This window comes from Arachidicoccus ginsenosidivorans (assembly GCF_007971385.1).
Taxonomy (GTDB): domain Bacteria; phylum Bacteroidota; class Bacteroidia; order Chitinophagales; family Chitinophagaceae; genus Arachidicoccus; species Arachidicoccus ginsenosidivorans.
In genome coordinates this window covers 2,901,959-2,919,950 of record NZ_CP042434.1, presented here as the reverse complement: position 1 = coordinate 2,919,950, position 17,992 = coordinate 2,901,959, and the positions used below count along the sequence as shown (strand labels likewise).

The following is a 17,992-nucleotide window of genomic DNA, read 5'->3' as shown; positions in this document are numbered from 1 at the left end:
CTAGAATAAAAATACCCAGGGTTGCCCTTGGAAAACATAAAAAAGCGGCAATTCAATTAAATATAATTTTTAATTTTTCACCTTAAAACATTTTTCTTTTATCTTTATGGCACTCATAACGAACAAATTAACTATTTATGTCCACTAAAAAGAACCAAAGCTATAATGTCATTACGCAGCTTTTCAGATATAAACACAGTATAAGTTCTGCAGAAATACAACAGAAACTAGCCGACAATGATCTGCCTAATTCAGAGCGAACCGTACAGCGACTGTTATCCGACTTAAAGAATATCGGTCTGGATTTTGAATATAATCCCCAAAACCGAAAATTTAAATTTAATCCCTCAGACGACGATTATCAAACAAAACTAATAGGTTTAATGGTGGCTGCTGACTTTATGCAGTCAGTAGCAGCCTTCCCAACAAATACCTTACAATTTATTGAATTTGATGACAGAGTGGTCGCGAAGGGGTCCACTTTCCTGCCAGATCTATTTAAGGCCATTACTACAACAAAATGGATTGAAGTGACTTACCAGCGCTACGAAAATGATCATCCCAAAACACATTTGGTCGCACCACTCTTCCTTAAAGAATTTAATTATCGCTGGTATCTATTAGCAGTCATTAAAACAAAAGGGCCAGGCAAAACAAATATGCCCTTACTATTTGGCATAGACCGCATTGTCAACTTATCCCTCACCGATCAGAGTTTCAACAAAATTAAATTACAAAAATTATCTGATTATACCGCATGGACTAAAGGTCATATAGAAAAGCCTATGGATCTATTTGATGATGTCATAGGTGTAAGGTTCACCCAGGCACCTGTCCAAGAGGTCATCCTAAAATTCCACCCGGACCAGGCACCTTTTATCAAAAGTCAACCCTGGCACAGCACCCAGAAAATATTAGTAGAAAATGAACAGGAGTTCACTATAGAGATTTGCGTAAGACCAAATGACGATTTACTCACCATGATTTTATCCCAGCATGGCAATGTAGAGGTAATCGAACCCAAGGAACTCAGGCAATCTGTCATTGACATGCTACAAAAAAGTCTGGACTTGTACGCACCAACTAAAACAACAAACAAGAAAAATAAAAGGTGAAGAAAATGACTTAAATCTACAAATCATTCTCACTTTTTAAAAAACCTTTACTGGCGAGTATCTCCTTCAGCAAATTAATTTCCTCATAGGCAAGTTCCAAGGCTCTTAAATAGCCATCAGCACAAAGCACACCTGCCTTACCACCAATTAAATTGTCATTATAATTGTTGGAATCATTTGCAAAAATAATCGGGTGGGGTCCATTAAGGCTCAAGACCTCTTCTAAGGAAATGCCATAAAGATTACAGAACTCGGCTATTGTCACTAGCGAGACGGATTTGTGCTTACCGCTTTCAATTTTACTAAGGGTAGCATGAGAATACCCCAATTTCTCTCCAAGCTTAACGAGACTGGTTTCATGGTATGTGCGCATATTACGTAAATTACTGCCCACCTTGTGGAGTAAAGCATCGATATCAATCATATGACTAGAATTGTGTACAAGATAAAGATACGAATTCCGCAGCAATTATTAAAGCACAAAAACAAGTGAAAATTAACCAATCAAAAAAAGTCACGAAACTAAAACAGCTATGTATCCTTTTTATAGTAAAAAGAATTATTACGCCCAATTTTCTTTAAATAAAGATGACCACCCTTCACGAGTCTCTTTAAAATTGAAGATAAATTTTTAGTTTCCGCATTATATTTATGCTTTTCTATAAAATAAGCGCATACCTCTTCCGTCGTTTTTAATTCAGAGAACCACCCATCCCTAATTAAATCTAACAAATACTTTTTATATTTTGGTCTGGAACTTTCTTTAACTGGCATAGTGGATAATTTATTAAAAGGTTTAAGCTTCATTGGAAAATCAAATACCTCCTTCGGAGTCATTTCTAAAGCTACACATACTAAAATTAAGGTTGTCAAGGAGGAGCCAGTGCCAGCCAAAATCTTTTTGACGGTTGCAGGAGCCAAATTTGCAATATAAGCAACTTCTTCACTTGATAACCCCTTAGCCTCCATAATAGTATTAACCATTTTGCCAACGGATTTCAGGACGTCGTTCACATTTGGTGGCGAACTTTTTGGCTTGGTAGGTTTTAATTTTGCCATATACAAAAAAAATAAAGTTACTGACGACACTAAATTATTTTATATTTTATTTTGTCGTTAACGTTAAAGTTTATACATTTGAGCCACGAAATTGCCACAAGATAAATTAGTTAATTGAAACATATGAAATTAATCAAAATTTAATCAAATATAATATCATTAATTTTATATTTAATCTATATTAAATTATTTTTCAATTACTAATTGAAAAATAACAAATGTAACCATAATTAATAATTGTAGCCAAAAAATTAAATACAAATAGTTTTATATAAGATTAGGTCATTTTATATCCATTTTAAAACATAAATATTTACAATTTATATTTTTTCATTTTTACGCTTTTATTTCATTATTTTCAATACAGAAGCAGTGTAAAGCACAAATAATTATATTTAAACCGGCATTTTAAACCGTATTAATTCAACAAAAATGTCTCCTGTCAAATTTTAAGGCCAAAAAATAAGTATCGGCTTGTCAGAAACATTTGCCTTCAATGTAACCCACAATCGCATTGAACCAATTGAAAGAAAATAATAATATGAAAATTAATAAACGAACAATATAAAATAAGTAACCAATATGATTTCGCTTGATCATATCGGCCAAAGAGATTAAATGCACCTACCAATACACAAGTGTAGGGCAAAACAATGTAAACTAATTATGAAAAAGATTTTATGCTTGCTTGGCGGAGCTATGCTCTGCACAACACTTTTTTGTCAAAAAATTGAGGTTACAAAATACTATATAGATGATAGGATCCCAGATATTCCATTGATTAATATAGTAAACTTCAAAGATTCCATTACAACACTGAGCGCATTAGGCCAAAAACTCATCATATTAGACTTTTGGGGGCCACATTGCGGTACCTGCATTGCAATGTTCCCGTTAGAAGAACAATTACAGAAAAAATTCAAGAACGATCTCCAATTTTTATTAATCAGCCCAAATTCAAGGGATGAAGTCGAATTATTTATTAATAATTGGAACCAGAAACATGAACAGCCATTCACCTTACCCAGTATAACCGCCGGCACTTTATATAACAAGCTTTTTTGGAAATATTATTATCCACATTATGTCTGGATCGCTCCCAATGGCACCATCATAGCCCAAACCTCGGACACACAAATCAACGCAGAAACTATCGCAGCCACTATAAAGAATATTAGGATGGAAGAAAACAAAATAAAAAATGGTAACCGAAGCGACAAACCAGAGCTATTACAAAAATTAAAGTTGACACCTGCCCAATATCAATACTTTAAACCAGCCATTGCATCATTTTTAAATAAAGCCAAATGAAATTAAAGCAGTACCTTTTACTTTTTGCCCTATATTCCACCGTTATAGTAAGGGCACAGAATCAAAAACAAATAATAACGGGCACTGTCACATCAGAATCCGGTACCGTTATTCCTGACGCTACTGTGCTTGCCATAAAAAATAATATCTCCGTTATATCAGGGAAGAAAGGCTTTCACCTGGAGCTACTTTCCCTCCCGGATACACTATTAATTACTAAAGTAGGATATAAACCAGCTAAAATAGCCATTAGCTCAACAACAACTAATATAAAATGCCACCTTGAAGAAAGTCAAAACGAATTAGAAGAGGTTACAATAAATACTGGGTATGAGCAGATAAAGCCTAATCAAACAAATGGCTCCTATACAGTTATTAGCAACGAGCTTTTAAATGAACAAACAGGTCCAAATATCCTTGATCGGTTAAAAGGGGTAACAAGCTCATTATTAGTAAGTACAGAAAAAAACTTGACCAACCCTCAAAATACAACCAATATCTCAATACGTGGTTTAAGCACTATCAATGGCCCCTTGGATCCCTTAATCGTATTAGATAATTTTATTTATGAAGGCGATATCAATAATATTAATCCAAATGATGTAGAAAGTGTTACGGTTTTAAAGGATGCCGCAGCCACCAGCATTTGGGGAGCCAGGGCAGGCAACGGTGTCATTGTAATTACAACAAAAAAAGGAAAATTTAATCAAAAACTTAAGGTAGATTTTAGTTCAACTTATACAATTACAAATAAGCCCGATTTATATTATAACAAACAAATATCCTCTTCAGATTATATTGATTTTGAACAGTTTCTATTTAATAACGGTTATTACAATACCAAACTAAAATCAAAATCAATGACGGCATTAAGTCCGGCCGTAGAAATCTTCAACAAAAGGCGGGAAGGAAAAATAAGCGCAGAAGACTCTGCGAATCAAATCAATGCTCTAAAGCAAATAGACAGCAGGGATCAATTCACAAAATATTTTTACCGAAAAGGCCTATTACAACAATATGCACTTAACCTTAGTGGTGGGAGCGATAATCTTGCCTGGGTAATTTCCGGCAATTACAACAAATCAGTTGGCAATCTTAGAAACAAAGACGATAAGGTCAATCTCAGATTTGATAATACTTATAAACCATTTAAAAATGCACAGCTCAATGTAGGATTATATTACTCTAACACGTTAACTACAAACGGAATGCCTAGTTATGAAACTATAACAACCATACCTACCTTAATCCAAATTCCATATTTGAACCTAGTGGATGAAGACGGGCAAGCGGTTGCGACAACTCATGTACTAAGGCCAGGTTACACAGACACAGCAGGCGCAGGGTATTTAAAAGACTGGAATTACTACCCATATACGGATTGGCAACACTATTTACAAAAAAATAGAACAGAGGATTATACCGCCAATTTAGGATTTCAATACAAGATATATAAAGATATAAATATATCATTCAAATACCAATATCAAAAACAAAATATTGACTACCATAGACTTGGGGATACTCTGAGTTATTATACTAGGGATCTAATCAACAGATATACACAATTAGATAGAGCCACTGGCAATATTGAATATATTGTTCCCGTTGGCGGCATCCTTTATAAGGGTCAGGCGGAGATAAACAGTCAAAATTTTCGTGGTCAAATAAACTATAATCATCATTTTGGAGCTGACCACATTTCCTTTCTTTTCGGTGCTGAGGTAAGGCAAGTCCAAACTAATGGTAGTGACCAGTTTTATTATGGCTATACTGAAAATCCGTTAAGGATAGTAACAATAAATCCCAATTTATCCTATCCTACCTTTATAACAGGGGCAACTAGAGGTTTAAACACCCAAGGACAAATCACAAAAACAACGAACAGATTTATATCACTTTTTGCAAACGGATCATATTCCCTAAAACAAAAATATATACTATCTGGAAGTCTAAGAAGAGATGGATCAAACATATTTGGTGCAAGTACCAATGACAAATGGACACCCTTATGGTCCATCGGAACAGGCTGGATAATCTCGAAAGAAACTTTTTATAAAAACCAACTACTACCCTATCTTAAATTGGCAGTAACATATGGCGTAAGCGGAAATGTCGATTTATCAAAAACGGCTCAAGCCATTGCCGCATCAAGCAATAGCAGACTAACCCAATTACCAGTATTGGACATTAACCAAATAAACAATCCTTCTTTACAATGGGAGCAAAGCTATCAAACAAATGTAAGATTAGAATTTTCGTCAATAAACAATGCACTTAATGGATCTATTGAATATTATCATAAAAAAGGTGTCAATTTGTATGGTGCAACTCCATATGATTATTCTGCAACTGGCAGAGGTACAACAATAACAAAAAATGTTGCCAATATGGCAGGAAACGGAATTGATATTATATTAAACTCCACCTTAATAAAGAAAAAAATACAATGGAAGAGCACTCTACTAGTAAGTTACAACTTAGCTAAAACCACCAAATACAACGATCCAAACAATACAATTTCTGCATATGTCGCAAAACCTTACCGCATAAATCCTGTTGCAGGTCAACCATTATATACAATGATCGCGTATAAGTGGGGGGATTAGATGAAAATGGAAATCCAATGGGTTATCTTGGCAACGACAAAAGTACAGATTACACCGCAATAGCTAATGACGTGTATTATAATCCAGAAAACAATAATTCTATAAAAATATTCGGATCCGCCAACCCGACCTGGTTTGGAGCTATAAATAATACCATAAATTGGCGTAATATCAGTCTTAATTTTAATATCATTTATAAATTGGGTTATTATTCTTTAAAACAAGCATTAAGTTACAGCGGACTGGCCATAAGAGACGCAACTTACGGAATAAATTACAACCAAAGATGGATGAAGCCTGGAGATGAACAACATACCAGTGTGCCATCTTTAATATATCCATTAAATGTAAGCAGAGGCTCTTTTTATCAAACTTCAGAAATAAATGTAATCAAAGCAGATCATATTAGATTACAGTACGTTAACCTTTTCTATAATATCAATAAAATAAGTAAAAAGCAAAACTGCACCTTACAACTATTCATAAATGCAGCCAATTTAGGCATCTTGTGGCGCGCCAATAAAGACCATATAGACCCGGATTCCATCAAATCTATTCCTGCCCCGAAAACATATACTTTAGGAATTAGGTTACATTTTTAAAAAATAAAAGAATGAAAACAAACAAATTAATTTATAGAATCTTATTCACTTTACTCGTGATGAGTATATTGTCCTGCAACAAATATTTAGATAAAAAGCCAGACGAGAGATTAGTCGTACCAGAATCATTAAAAGATCTACAAGAGTTGCTCAACAATGATGTCCGCATTAATACAAGGACGCCAGAAGCAGGAGAAACATCGTGTGATGATTATTTCATACCCGAATCAGCAATTGAATCTAAAAATGAACCACGACCTCAATTTTATTATTGGGAGTTAAAAAAATTAGAAAGTGGTGGCGATTGGTCAAACACACCAGTCGCAATATATTATGCGAATTTGGCATTGGAAGGCATAAAAAACATTAAGACAACACTTGACAATAAGCAGCTCTATAATAATGTAAAAGGCTGTGCACTATTTATTAGATCCTATTATTTTCTAAGCCTACTTTGGGATTATGGCAAAGCCTTCGACGAAAATACTTCAATCAAAGATTTGGGTATTATGCTACGGACATCTAGCGACTTTAATGTCACCTTCAAGAGGTCTTCAGTAGAAGATTGTTATGATAAAATAATAAAAGACACAAAAGAAGCAGCCAAGCTCCTTCCAAGGGTTCCACCAATCGCAACAAGGCCATCGAAAGCAGCCGCATTTGGTTTATTAGCGAGAACTTACTTATCCATGAGAGATTATACAAATGCATTTTTATACGCAGATTCATGTTTAAAAATCAACCACACTTTAATAGATTATAATCAAATTCCCGAATCTAAAATATCCTCCACAACCCCCTTTGGAAATTTCAACGAAGAAACAATATTCTATTCCTTATTTTCTGAGAGCTTAGGACTGATACATTATACTACTCCTGCCTACATCGATACCATACTCTATAGTCATTATGAGCCTAATGATCTCAGAAAAACAGCATTTTTTGAAAAGGACAATTCAGGTTATTCATATTACAAAGGATCCTATACAGATAATAACTTAAGAAATATATTTACAGGTATAGCAACCGATGAAATGTACTTAATCAGGTCTGAATGTTATATTAGAGCAGGAAAATTAGCTGAAGGAACTGGAGACTTAAATTATTTATTATCAAAAAGATATCAAACGACTTCTTTTATACCACTTAAATTCTCCAATCAAAAAGATGCTCTAGCGCGCGTTCTATTAGAAAGAAGGAAAGAATTGATTTATAGAGGTTTAAGATGGATTGATATTAAAAGATTAAACAAGGAAGACTACAATATAATTCTTAAACGCAAACGTGATGGAGAAATCATAACATTACAACCAAATTCAGATTATTATGCACTACCCTTCCCGGACAATTTGGTTAGAATTATTGGGATCCAACAAAATTAAAATTAGGGTAACCAATGGTTACCCTAACAATATTCATCATGCATTTTTAATCTTGATTAGAATAAGAAGCTAATGGTTCCACATCCGAAACATAATAAACATTCCCAGAGCCGTCAGTCTGAAGATTAATGTTTGACTTCAAAATTGGATCTGTACCAGTCGCATCCACATCCGTGGCAGGTGCAGTAATTGAACACGCCTTCGCATCTCCAGAACATGTTGTTGGGTTCTCAGTATAATGCCAATTGCTCAAATCCTCCACTGATGCTTGAGAATAATCCAATGGATTATCTGGTGAATATATAAAAGTATATTCTTCATCAGGATTATTTACTCGTGCATTTAAATGTGCCTTGGCTACACCTGCCAGGCCCACCCCAATTAAAGCTGCAATAACTGGAGCGGTAAGATATTTCTTTTTCATATCTTGTTCTTATTTAAAAATTTGAAAATAATAACCATTCGCTAAACCGCCCCAAATCATTTATATCAGCGGCCGCTATTTACACTAATGCTTACTCTATTTATCACGGGTTTTCAGCTTCCTTCCCGTTAAGGCCTAATACATCAGGTAAGCTCCACTTACCTGGCATGAATATTCAATTTTTTATATCGGTTAAAAGTCCACAGTCCAAATAAAGCCAGGATTGTGTACACAATATTAAATATCAGATGGGTTTGCCATCCCATGCGGCTCAAAATGCCGCCACAACTACAAGGAATACTGCCAAAAGCACCACTTAAAGCCAATGCAACATATCCCGTAAAACAAATCATTAAGACTGAAGACAACCAAAGCCCTGCCTTCTTTGTATAATTACCACATATTAAAAAGGCGATCAACAGCTCAAAAATGGGCAATCCCACAGCTAACCCAGAAATTGACCAGGTAGGTAACGGTTGTCTTTTTAATTGGATCAGAAAATCATGATAACTCAAAAGTTTACTAAATGCAGCGTATGCCCAAAGAAGTGTAAGTAGCCCACAAATAATACTGATGGTTATTTTCATCCTGTTCAGCCTTTTTTGGCTGGGATAGGCTTCTGCGACATTTATGCGTATTAAAGACATAACAAAATAATTATTCTTATTCAATGTGTTCAGGATGCAAAACGCTTCGGGACAAACTTTTTAAAAATTACAACTCGATCGGCATCAAAAGTCCATTTTCTACAATCCAACGCTGCCTTGGTAAAAGAATACCAGAATCATTCAGATAATAATCTGACTCCACCATCCCATTACTTTGTAAGAATTCAGCCTTTGGCCCTTCCATCAAATTAACCGGATTTGGAAAATAATTCGATCGAAGCAAGAGTTCCAATAGCCACATTTCACTTTGAGGCCATAAACTATCTACCCATCCAAAAGTCATTATATAATCTGTCCTTTCCATTTTTACCTTTTTTGTGGCAAAACCCCGGTGACAGATATCACCAGATATTGCCAGATATTAAAATGCGTATTTGTGCTGCTTCTTTAATCATATTGTATAATTATCTTATGGTCTTACTTATATTTTTCCCCTCTTAGTTTCTTCTTCTTAAAAAGTCATCAGAAATATTTAGACTAAAATAGATTGCACAGTTATTTCAAAATGACCTTTATTATTTTGTTGCTGATGTAAAGATGAAACAATAAATTAATAAAAAAATCAGGCAATTTGTTCTACAAATCGCAACCTCATAAATATATCTCATTGATTATCAATATCACAAATTCTACCTTGATCAAAATGTTCCTGTGCGCTAACTTTATGATACTCTTTATATTGCTTTAGGAAATAATCAAGTTTGACCATTCCTACTTCTTGCATCACCTCACGTACACTCAAAGCATCGCCCCTTAAAAAAAATTCTTTTGCCTTTTCCATTCTTCTAACTTTCAAATATTGTTTGGGAGCCACTGCGAAAAGCCTTTTAAATCCCGAGCAAAATCGATTGGGATCAATACCTGCCTCAAGCCTGGCATCCGTCACCGAACAATTGCTGTGCTTATAATTTTCCAATAAGTAGGTACGGGCATTAAAAAACTTTTCAACAGTATCAAATGCGAATGGCATTCCCGGTTCTTTCCTATACTCTAAAAACAGAAAGATCAATTTGTCAATTAAATTGTCCAGTAATTCAAGGTCCAACTCGTCTTCATTGACAAGTGTATAAATTTCAACTATAATCAAATGCATTTCATTGGTAGTGACCCTTGGATAGGCTAATAATAAAGTATTTGCGTTGACCATCACATCCTCTACCATTCGTTGCATGACTGGATATTTCCGGGCAAACTCTTTTAATCTTTCCAAAGAAATAGCTATATTCAAAATCTCAAGTGGCTCATTCGTATCAATGATGGCATCATTGATAAAGCCATTATAAACTTGGAAATTATGTTTGCCAGCCATCACATGTCTCCAATAACCGTCATCCTTATTTAATTTTTTTATTTGAAACTTAGCCCTTCCTCTTATACAAAATTGAAATTCTATCCCACCAGATGGAGAAACGCATCTGAAGGACCGGGACCCCGGCCCTTTTACAAAATACTGACCTCTGTTCAATGCCGACTTATTGGCGTTAATCCACTCAAACAACATTGTATCATTTTGGGTCTGAATATGCCTTTTAAGGGAGTGCTTCCATCCTCGATTGATATATTTCTTTGGAAACCCCTCCAATAACGGAAACGGTTTTGGTTTTTTGCCTCCTTCTGATAAGCCGCCTTGTGGTAAAATAGAAAACTCTTCCATAACAGATACTTTGGATTAAGATTAAGATTAAGATTAATTTAAATTAATAAAATGTACCCCTGTTTAAAAAACAGTAAAGATTTAAAGGAGGGTTATTATTATTATTATTATTATTATTATCATCATATGATCCAATTCTCCCTTAAAGTGTAAAGTTAATGAACAAAAAAATGGGGTACAGGAACTTAAGCCATAAAAAAGGTCGATTTAAGGCCCCAAAAAAGTGCCTATATTCCTACTTATAAAAAATAATTTTACGGCTGTCGTCATATCAATCCTGCCTTTGATATTCGGCTGAAATTCTCAAAATTTACTCAAAACGTCTCAATCTTGGTGTTTACTACGTTCTTATTTAGTAAGTTATGATTGGTTTTACTATTATTGTATTCTATACATTATCTCATTAGAGAAATATAAGCATTATTTAATGGCAACAACAATTACTTCAGCGATTATAAATACACCCTGCGCAGCAGCTCCGACATCTGAGCTACTGAAAACTCGTACACATTACATGGCACTTGACGGATTAAGAGGTATTGCCGCAGTAGCAGTTGTTGTTTTCCATTTTATGGAATTTATTATTCCAGATTACGCCAACAGCTTTATCGGACATGCTTATCTTGCTGTGGACTTCTTTTTTTGCTTGTCAGGTTTCGTGGTAGCTTACGCTTATGACAGCCGCATTAAGCGTTTAGGCATCGTAGAATTCTTTAAATTACGATTGATCAGATTACAACCTATGGTTTTTATAGGCGCAATAATCGGACTGTTGACCTTCGTATTAGACCCTTTCCATAATTTCTTTATGCAATACGGCATTAAAGACACCATAGCGATGTTTCTTAGTTCCGCATTTATGATCCCACATCCTGCCATGCCAGAACGGTACAATAACCTGTTTTACTTTAATCCACCAACCTGGTCGTTATTTTGGGAGTATATTGCCAATATATTCTATGGTATTATTCTTTTTAGACTAGGAAAAAGGTTACTGGTAACTTTAACCGTAGTAGCAGCCTGTATACTTATTTATACGGCCCATAAATTTGGTAACCTAAGCATCGGCTGGGGAGCAGAGAACTGGGTCGGTGGTGCTGCCCGGTTATTTTTCTCCTTTCTGGCCGGCATTCTGGTTTACCGTAAGGGCTGGCTCATCCAAAATAAACTCGGCTTTCTAGGGCTGGGTATTTTACTTACAATAGCCTTTTTGGTTCCCTACGTGGATACGATCAATTGGATAACAGAGCCCATCATTGTAATCCTCTATTTCCCCTTTTTAGTAGCCTTGGGGGCTGGTGTTACCATCTCCCGTAATTCCAAACCCATTTGTAAATTCCTGGGAGATGTGTCCTATCCACTATATATGATTCACTATCCATTCCTATGGGTTTTTCTGAGTTACCTGGAAACGCATCACCCATCCATGGGACAGTTATATGTTCAGATTCCGGTTATTACCTGCCTATTGATCGGATTTGCCTATCTTATCCTTAAAGCACTGGACGAACCGCTGCGTAAATACATGAAAGGTCGCTTAAAAAAAGACTTTAAATTGTCCCAAAAGTAAGTGCTGCATAATGCCCCATCAAGATCTATCCACCTCCATTCATTCACTTCAAGTCATCCTTCTCATCACGGCATTTTTTTAAGGCTACATTTCTGAACGCTTCAAAAGTATGACCATACTTTTCTTTAAACTTACGACTTAAGTATTTTTCACTAAAACCAAACGAAGAATGGTGATCTCCGAGTGTCATTTTCTTCAGCGTCCCCACTTTTACTTCCAGTTCAATTCTTGCCGCTATTTGAATAAGTGCCTCATCCAGCCGAATATCACGCGGCGACATTCCTGTGAAAAATTTCAATCCTTCTCTTATTTTATCCACATGCATCTTTTTGCCATCTGCATATCGCTCATTGGACGTCGAAGCCTCAAAGATTTCGCTAAGTGTCATTATTTCCTTGTTGGAACCTCTTATTTTCGCTTCTATATTGAGCAAAGTTCCAATGTCATCTATTGAATAATTAAATTTTGTTTTGGGTAAATCATTGGTAACAAATTCTTCTAAGTAATTCATTAAGATGTTTATGGTTGAGCTTTCACTAGCTTTACCTCCCATGAGGGCCTCAATAATCCTATAGAGTTTATGGCTAAGCGATATACTGCCATTGGCAATTGTCGAAAAAAGCTGACCATTCTTTTTTTGCTCAATAATTTCCAGTATCTTATCTAACTCGGAGTGGGTTGGACTCATTTTTAATAAAAGCAGCTTATCTAAATGAATATCTAAAGTCATTACTGGATTCTCCCGAAACACAACTATATTCTTAACATGCTTATAAACAATTAGGTTATGATCTCCTGCCCCAACCTTAAGCGTCTTATTATCGTTTAATTCATAAATCACTGTCCCTTTAAGGGTCATACATGCTTCAATCCCGCTTTCATCAGATTCACAAATAAATTTCAAGGTATCATTGGTGACATTATAATAAGATAGCACAACTGGGTACGGACCAACCATTATTAGTTGAAATATTATAAGCACCCCTTTATCCTGTATATAGGCACATTGAGCTCCGGGAATTCTTAATACATCTTTAGTTATGTCTTTTAAATCCATCGGCCAACCAGGATGTATTTCTAATAATCTAAATCTCCCATTTTCAAAGACTTTTACTGTAAATGAAAACATTTCCTTCATAATATATTTATTTAATGATTAATGATTCAACAATTGAAATCTGCAGTTGCTATTGGCATACAAATCAATAGCAATTAATTGATCTCAGCATACGATCAGGTATCTCCCAAGCAAGTTTCTTTGAAAAGCAAATTTTAAAATGGTTGGTATATTGGAATGATTTTCGCATAATGTAAGCTAAGTTAAAGAAAAATAGCTAATTACAGAAACATTATATATATGCTTTATAAAAATCTATCTTAATCTATCCAGATCTCTCCCCCTTATGAACGGTCACCATAGTGTGCAATTAAAATTAAAGTCTCTATTTTCTGGCATCATTGTTTGGCAGTTTACTTGATTAATATTTAAAAACAACAAAAGTCCTGATTGTATTTGTTCAAATTTGAACAAATACAATCAGGACTTTTGCTTTTTATAATTTTAAATAATCGAAGTGAGCAATTTTTTTTACGTCTGATTGACGCAAAAAATTAAACCGCACTATTTGATTAAAAATTGATCCGCATCCGTGAGAAAAGGAAACTGGTCTCTGATTTGATGAAGATTTTCTTTTTTTAAGGTGATAGATTTAATTTCTTCCCGATCCTCCGCTTCATAAAGTGGATTCCCTAAAGGGTCCAGTATAACGGATCCCCCTTTATAGACAATATTATTACCATCAATACCAACTCTATTAACAGCAGCAACATAACACATATTTTCAATGGCCCTTGCTTTTAATAAAGTAGACCAGGTACTCTGTCTTTTTTCCGGCCAGTTTGCTACGTTAATAAGTAGGTCATATTCAGGTTCACTGCCCTGCATTTGTTGTCTGGTCCATACCGGAAACCTAAGATCATAGCAAATCTGCAAATTGATGCGCCAGCCTTTAACGCTTGCAATCAGCCTTTTTTGGCCAGCCGTATATTTTGCCCCTTCCCCCCATAAGCGAAGAGATGCCTTTTATCGTAGGTTCCGATTTCTCCATTGGGTAACATCCATACCAGCCGGTTATAAAAGTCCTCTCCATCCCTGATAACAAGGCTTCCGCCTATAATTACATTTTTTGAAGCGGCCAATTCTCGCATCCAATTAACGGTAGTGCCATCCATTGTTTCTGCTACCTTTACAGGTTCAGATGTAAAACCAGTATTAAACATCTCCGGTAATAAAATAATTTCATTAGGAGATGAAATACCATTGATTTTCTCTTCCAGCATCTGAAGATTTTCCTGTTTTTTCTTCCAGAATATTTTTGTCTGAATCAGTGATAATGTTATTGAGGACATAGTTGTACTTGTATTTTTCTTTGTTTTCAGATAACGGTTTTTCAAAACCTAAGTTACTCAAAATATTGCACTCTGGTAAATAAATTAATTATAACGTAATATTGTATCTTAGCCATTACATTTACCTTTCAACCGTGTTTATATTTTTATAAAACCAAAGTCAAAATATTTATGAAAAAGCTCGTTTTATTTTCTCTTTTACTGGCAGGATTTCTGTCCGGCAATGCCCAATTAAACAGGCCCAAATTAGTGGTAGGCATCGTTGTAGACCAGATGCGCTGGGACTATCTCTACCGCTATTATGATTTATATTCAGACGGCGGCTTTAAAAGAATGATTAATGAAGGATTTAGCTGCAATAATACGTTGATCAACTATCTTCCGTCTTATACAGCGGTGGGACATTCTTCCATATTTACAGGGTCCGTTCCTGCCATAAATGGAATCACAGGCAACAACTGGATTTATACGAATACCGGTAAATCAACTTATTGTACCGATGACGATAGCGTCCAGACAGTCGGTGCCACTGGCACCGCTGGTCAGATGTCACCTCGCAACTTACTGTCTACAACCATTACCGACGAATTAAGACTGGCAACCAATTTTGAAGGTAAAGTGGTGGGTGTATCTTTAAAAGACCGTGCTTCAATTTTACCTGCAGGTCACAACCCGACAGGTGCTTATTGGCTGGATGATCACTCCGGGCATTTTATCACCAGTACATATTATAGAAAAGAACTGCCCGGCTGGGTAGCCGGCTTCAATCAGCAAGGACTGCCCGGTAAGCTGATGAGCGGTCTGTGGAAGCCTTTACTGCCGATTGCAGCATATAAGCAAAGCACCAAAGATAACGAGCCCTGGGAAGGGATACTTCCCGGCGCCAAGGAGCCCGTATTCCCCTATGATTTAAAAGCAGCCTATGCCAAAGACAAGGAATCGCTCAGGCAAACACCCTTTGGCAACACGCTGACCTTAGAATTTGCCGAAGCTGCGATTGACGGGGAACAGTTGGGCCAGGACAATACAACTGACTTTTTAACCATCAACTGCGCTTCTACCGATTATTCCGGTCACCTGGTCGGCCCCAATGCCATCGAAATTGAAGATGTATATCTGCGACTGGATAAGGATCTGGCTACGTTTTTCAGTTATCTGGACAAAAAGGTCGGCAAAGCCAATTATCTTGTCTTTTTGAGCGCAGATCACGGCGGAGCCAACGCAGTTGGCTTTATGCAGCACAATAAAATGCCAACCGGCTATACAACAAGCCTCAGAGATGGCCTAAATAACCACCTTCAAAAAGCGTTCCAGGTGGGAAAACTGGTCACTAGTTTTTTAAATGAACAGGTTCATTTCAATCGCCAGTTAATTGAAACGAGCAAACTGGACCTGGACGCCATAAAAAATTCCACTATAGCTTATCTTAACCAGCAGCCAGAAATCGCCTTTGTCATGGATGCATCCAAGCCAGGGAGTGCTGGCATACCAGGAGTTATCAAAGAAATGATCATTAATGGGTATAACAAAGATAGAAGCGGCGCCATTAAAATCATCTATAAATCAGGCATGATGAGTGGGCATTATAAAACCGGCACCACCCACGGCAGTTGGTACGCCTACGATACGCATATCCCGCTTATTTTTATGGGTTGGAAGATTCCCCATGGCAGCACCAACAAGACGCTCCATATAACAGATATTGCACCAACGCTCGCGGCATTATTACATATCCAGATGCCGAGCGGTTGTATCGGTGATCCGATTACGACTATTACCGACCAGGTAAACGAGTAGTAATGCTCTTTTTCCATAATGGGATTCTTATGCTGATGGATTACACCCTCCACAGTTAGCATTGAAAAAGTCTTTTTTCTTGCCTCATTTAGCTTGTGGTTAAGAAAAAAGGCTTTTTTGCTTTTATATTAAAATTCAAATTATCTGTTAGGGGAGTTATTCAATCGTTGTTGTATTGGGATGCCCTGCTGCTCTGCAGAGCCTAAAATTATAATAATGCCCCCAGACAATAAAAGTGACTGCCGGAATGAGTAGCAAAACAGAGTAATCATGCCAGATTTCTTTGGCAAATAAAAATAAGATGCCAATGGAGAATAATATAATCGGCGTATAGCTACGATGATGTTTACGGAAGCCGTGAGATAAGGCATAGGCCCCTACCGCAAATGCAAGGAAAATCATAAAATATTCAAATCCCTTGTTTTCGATAATATTTATACCAAAAACAGGCAGGGAAGTCATGATCAGTGGCAATAGGGCGCAGTGTATCGCACAGGCCAGTGAGGCCCTATACCCATTGCATCCCAGTTGATTTTAAAGCCCATTTGTTTAAATGATTTATGCAAAGATACAACTTTGCAACAAAGTTGCAAACCAATGTTAACCCAAAGACAAATCAGGCGGCAACCCGCCTTGTTTGTCGTACCTTTGCACTCCAAAGGAGCTGTTGCCCCACGAATAGAAACAAATTAAACTTCTCAGTAATGTCTATTGTTAAAAAGTATAAGAAACTGATTGGCTATACCCTGTTTTTTGTGGTTTGTTGTATCGTATTCTGGATACTTTTATTTGCCGGAACGGACAATTGGAAAACAAAACTGCCGACCCTTAGTACGGTTCAGCCTTTTTCCTTTACCAATCAGGATGGCCAGCCTTTCACACTGCAGGATATGAAAGGTAAGGTATGTGTTGTAAACTATTTTTTTACAACTTGTAAAGGGATTTGTCCCAAGATGAATCATAATATGGATGAAATCTATAATACGTTCAAGGATGAGAAAGACTTTATGATTGTCTCTCATACTTGTATGCCGGAAGTAGACACTGTTGCCCAATTAAAACATTACGCTGATTCCATTGGCGTGAATGATCGTAAATGGGTATTTCTGACAGGCAGAAAAGACAGTCTTTATTACCAGGCCAGAAACAGCTATCTGGTGGATGACAATAAGAATCCGGTTCAAAGTATTGACGACCAATTCATTCATACACAATTCTTTGCGCTGATAGACAAAGATGGTAACGTTCGTGGTGAGATTTTTGATGGATTACAACAAAAGGACCTGGATAAATTAAAGGCAGATATTAAAATTTTGTTGAAGGAACGCCCGGGTGGTAACAATAATTTCAGCAATAACATATTCGGGAATAATATGTAAATTTGTAACAGGT

18 protein-coding genes are annotated in these 17,992 nt (G+C 36.2%); 8 read left to right on the top strand and 10 right to left on the bottom strand.

Annotated elements, in window-relative coordinates; translation table 11 throughout:
* Positions 1–137 precede the first annotated feature (137 nt).
* Entirely contained in the window at positions 138–1,115 is a 978-nt protein-coding gene (locus FSB73_RS11695; protein WP_146782216.1) for a helix-turn-helix transcriptional regulator, read from the top strand.
* A gap of 16 nt (positions 1,116–1,131) precedes the next feature.
* On the opposite strand, the gene FSB73_RS11690 is transcribed toward FSB73_RS11695, so the two are convergent.
* Both FSB73_RS11690 and FSB73_RS11685 read right to left on the bottom strand, forming a co-directional pair.
* Positions 1,132–1,539: a helix-turn-helix domain-containing protein gene (locus FSB73_RS11690; protein WP_146782213.1), complete on the bottom strand. Its 408-nt coding sequence runs from the start codon at positions 1,537–1,539 to the stop codon at positions 1,132–1,134.
* Positions 1,540–1,646: 107 nt separating this feature from the next.
* Complete coding sequence (locus tag FSB73_RS11685; protein WP_146782210.1) at positions 1,647–2,174, bottom strand: helix-turn-helix domain-containing protein; 528 nt, start codon at positions 2,172–2,174, stop codon at positions 1,647–1,649.
* Between the two features lie 666 nt (positions 2,175–2,840).
* On the opposite strand from FSB73_RS11685, the gene FSB73_RS11680 reads away from it, so the two are divergent.
* Genes FSB73_RS11680 through FSB73_RS11665 form a run of 4 tightly spaced genes read left to right on the top strand, consistent with a single transcriptional unit; the run spans position 2,841 to position 8,078 of the window.
* Entirely contained in the window at positions 2,841–3,485 is a 645-nt protein-coding gene (locus FSB73_RS11680) for a TlpA family protein disulfide reductase (RefSeq protein WP_158639509.1), read from the top strand.
* Positions 3,482–6,094 (top strand): SusC/RagA family TonB-linked outer membrane protein, encoded by a 2,613-nt coding sequence (locus FSB73_RS11675; protein ID WP_146782204.1) that lies wholly within the window; start codon positions 3,482–3,484, stop codon positions 6,092–6,094. The genes FSB73_RS11680 and FSB73_RS11675 overlap by 4 nt, the downstream gene beginning before the upstream one ends.
* A 17-nt stretch (positions 6,095–6,111) precedes the next feature.
* The gene (locus FSB73_RS11670; RefSeq protein ID WP_146782202.1) at positions 6,112–6,696 is read left to right on the top strand and encodes a hypothetical protein; all 585 of its coding nucleotides are present in this window, start codon (positions 6,112–6,114) and stop codon (positions 6,694–6,696) included.
* A gap of 11 nt (positions 6,697–6,707) precedes the next feature.
* Positions 6,708–8,078, top strand: coding sequence for a RagB/SusD family nutrient uptake outer membrane protein (locus tag FSB73_RS11665; protein ID WP_146782200.1), 1,371 nt, complete (start codon positions 6,708–6,710; stop codon positions 8,076–8,078).
* A 46-nt stretch (positions 8,079–8,124) separates the two neighbouring features.
* Here FSB73_RS11665 and FSB73_RS11660 read toward each other — a convergent pair whose 3' ends face one another.
* From FSB73_RS11660 to FSB73_RS11645, 4 genes are all read right to left on the bottom strand, one after another.
* The gene (locus FSB73_RS11660) at positions 8,125–8,502 is read right to left on the bottom strand and encodes a hypothetical protein (RefSeq protein ID WP_146782197.1); all 378 of its coding nucleotides are present in this window, start codon (positions 8,500–8,502) and stop codon (positions 8,125–8,127) included.
* Positions 8,503–8,660: 158 nt separating this feature from the next.
* Complete coding sequence (locus tag FSB73_RS11655) at positions 8,661–9,149, bottom strand: MauE/DoxX family redox-associated membrane protein (protein ID WP_146782194.1); 489 nt, start codon at positions 9,147–9,149, stop codon at positions 8,661–8,663.
* Positions 9,150–9,216: 67 nt separating this feature from the next.
* Positions 9,217–9,474 carry a hypothetical protein gene (locus FSB73_RS11650; RefSeq protein WP_146782191.1) on the bottom strand — a complete coding sequence of 86 codons (258 nt, stop codon included), beginning with the start codon at positions 9,472–9,474 and terminating at the stop codon, positions 9,217–9,219.
* Positions 9,475–9,774: 300 nt separating this feature from the next.
* Positions 9,775–10,824 carry a helix-turn-helix domain-containing protein gene (locus tag FSB73_RS11645; RefSeq protein ID WP_146782187.1) on the bottom strand — a complete coding sequence of 350 codons (1,050 nt, stop codon included), beginning with the start codon at positions 10,822–10,824 and terminating at the stop codon, positions 9,775–9,777.
* Between the two features lie 427 nt (positions 10,825–11,251).
* Here FSB73_RS11645 and FSB73_RS11640 point away from each other — a divergent pair, with 427 nt between their 5' ends.
* Positions 11,252–12,394 carry an acyltransferase family protein gene (locus FSB73_RS11640; protein ID WP_146782184.1) on the top strand — a complete coding sequence of 381 codons (1,143 nt, stop codon included), beginning with the start codon at positions 11,252–11,254 and terminating at the stop codon, positions 12,392–12,394.
* 43 nt (positions 12,395–12,437) lie between these two features.
* Here the strand turns inward: FSB73_RS11640 and FSB73_RS11635 are convergent, their stop codons facing one another.
* The 3 genes from FSB73_RS11635 to FSB73_RS26665 form a co-directional block, all read right to left on the bottom strand.
* Positions 12,438–13,532, bottom strand: coding sequence for a hypothetical protein (locus FSB73_RS11635; protein ID WP_146782180.1), 1,095 nt, complete (start codon positions 13,530–13,532; stop codon positions 12,438–12,440).
* A 483-nt stretch (positions 13,533–14,015) separates the two neighbouring features.
* Complete coding sequence (locus FSB73_RS26670; RefSeq protein ID WP_262712317.1) at positions 14,016–14,387, bottom strand: nitrilase-related carbon-nitrogen hydrolase; 372 nt, start codon at positions 14,385–14,387, stop codon at positions 14,016–14,018.
* 29 nt (positions 14,388–14,416) lie between these two features.
* Positions 14,417–14,803: a nitrilase-related carbon-nitrogen hydrolase gene (locus FSB73_RS26665; RefSeq protein WP_262712316.1), complete on the bottom strand. Its 387-nt coding sequence runs from the start codon at positions 14,801–14,803 to the stop codon at positions 14,417–14,419.
* A gap of 171 nt (positions 14,804–14,974) precedes the next feature.
* Here FSB73_RS26665 and pafA point away from each other — a divergent pair, with 171 nt between their 5' ends.
* On the top strand, positions 14,975–16,600 hold the full coding sequence (gene pafA, locus FSB73_RS11625; protein WP_146782177.1) for an alkaline phosphatase PafA: 1,626 nt from the start codon (positions 14,975–14,977) through the stop codon (positions 16,598–16,600).
* Positions 16,601–16,756: 156 nt separating this feature from the next.
* Here pafA and FSB73_RS11620 read toward each other — a convergent pair whose 3' ends face one another.
* A complete protein-coding gene (locus FSB73_RS11620) occupies positions 16,757–17,062 on the bottom strand; it encodes a MerC domain-containing protein (protein ID WP_262712636.1) in 306 nt (101 codons plus the stop codon).
* Positions 17,063–17,304: 242 nt separating this feature from the next.
* Here FSB73_RS11620 and FSB73_RS11615 point away from each other — a divergent pair, with 242 nt between their 5' ends.
* Positions 17,305–17,979 carry an SCO family protein gene (locus FSB73_RS11615; protein ID WP_146782174.1) on the top strand — a complete coding sequence of 225 codons (675 nt, stop codon included), beginning with the start codon at positions 17,305–17,307 and terminating at the stop codon, positions 17,977–17,979.
* Positions 17,980–17,992 lie beyond the last annotated feature (13 nt).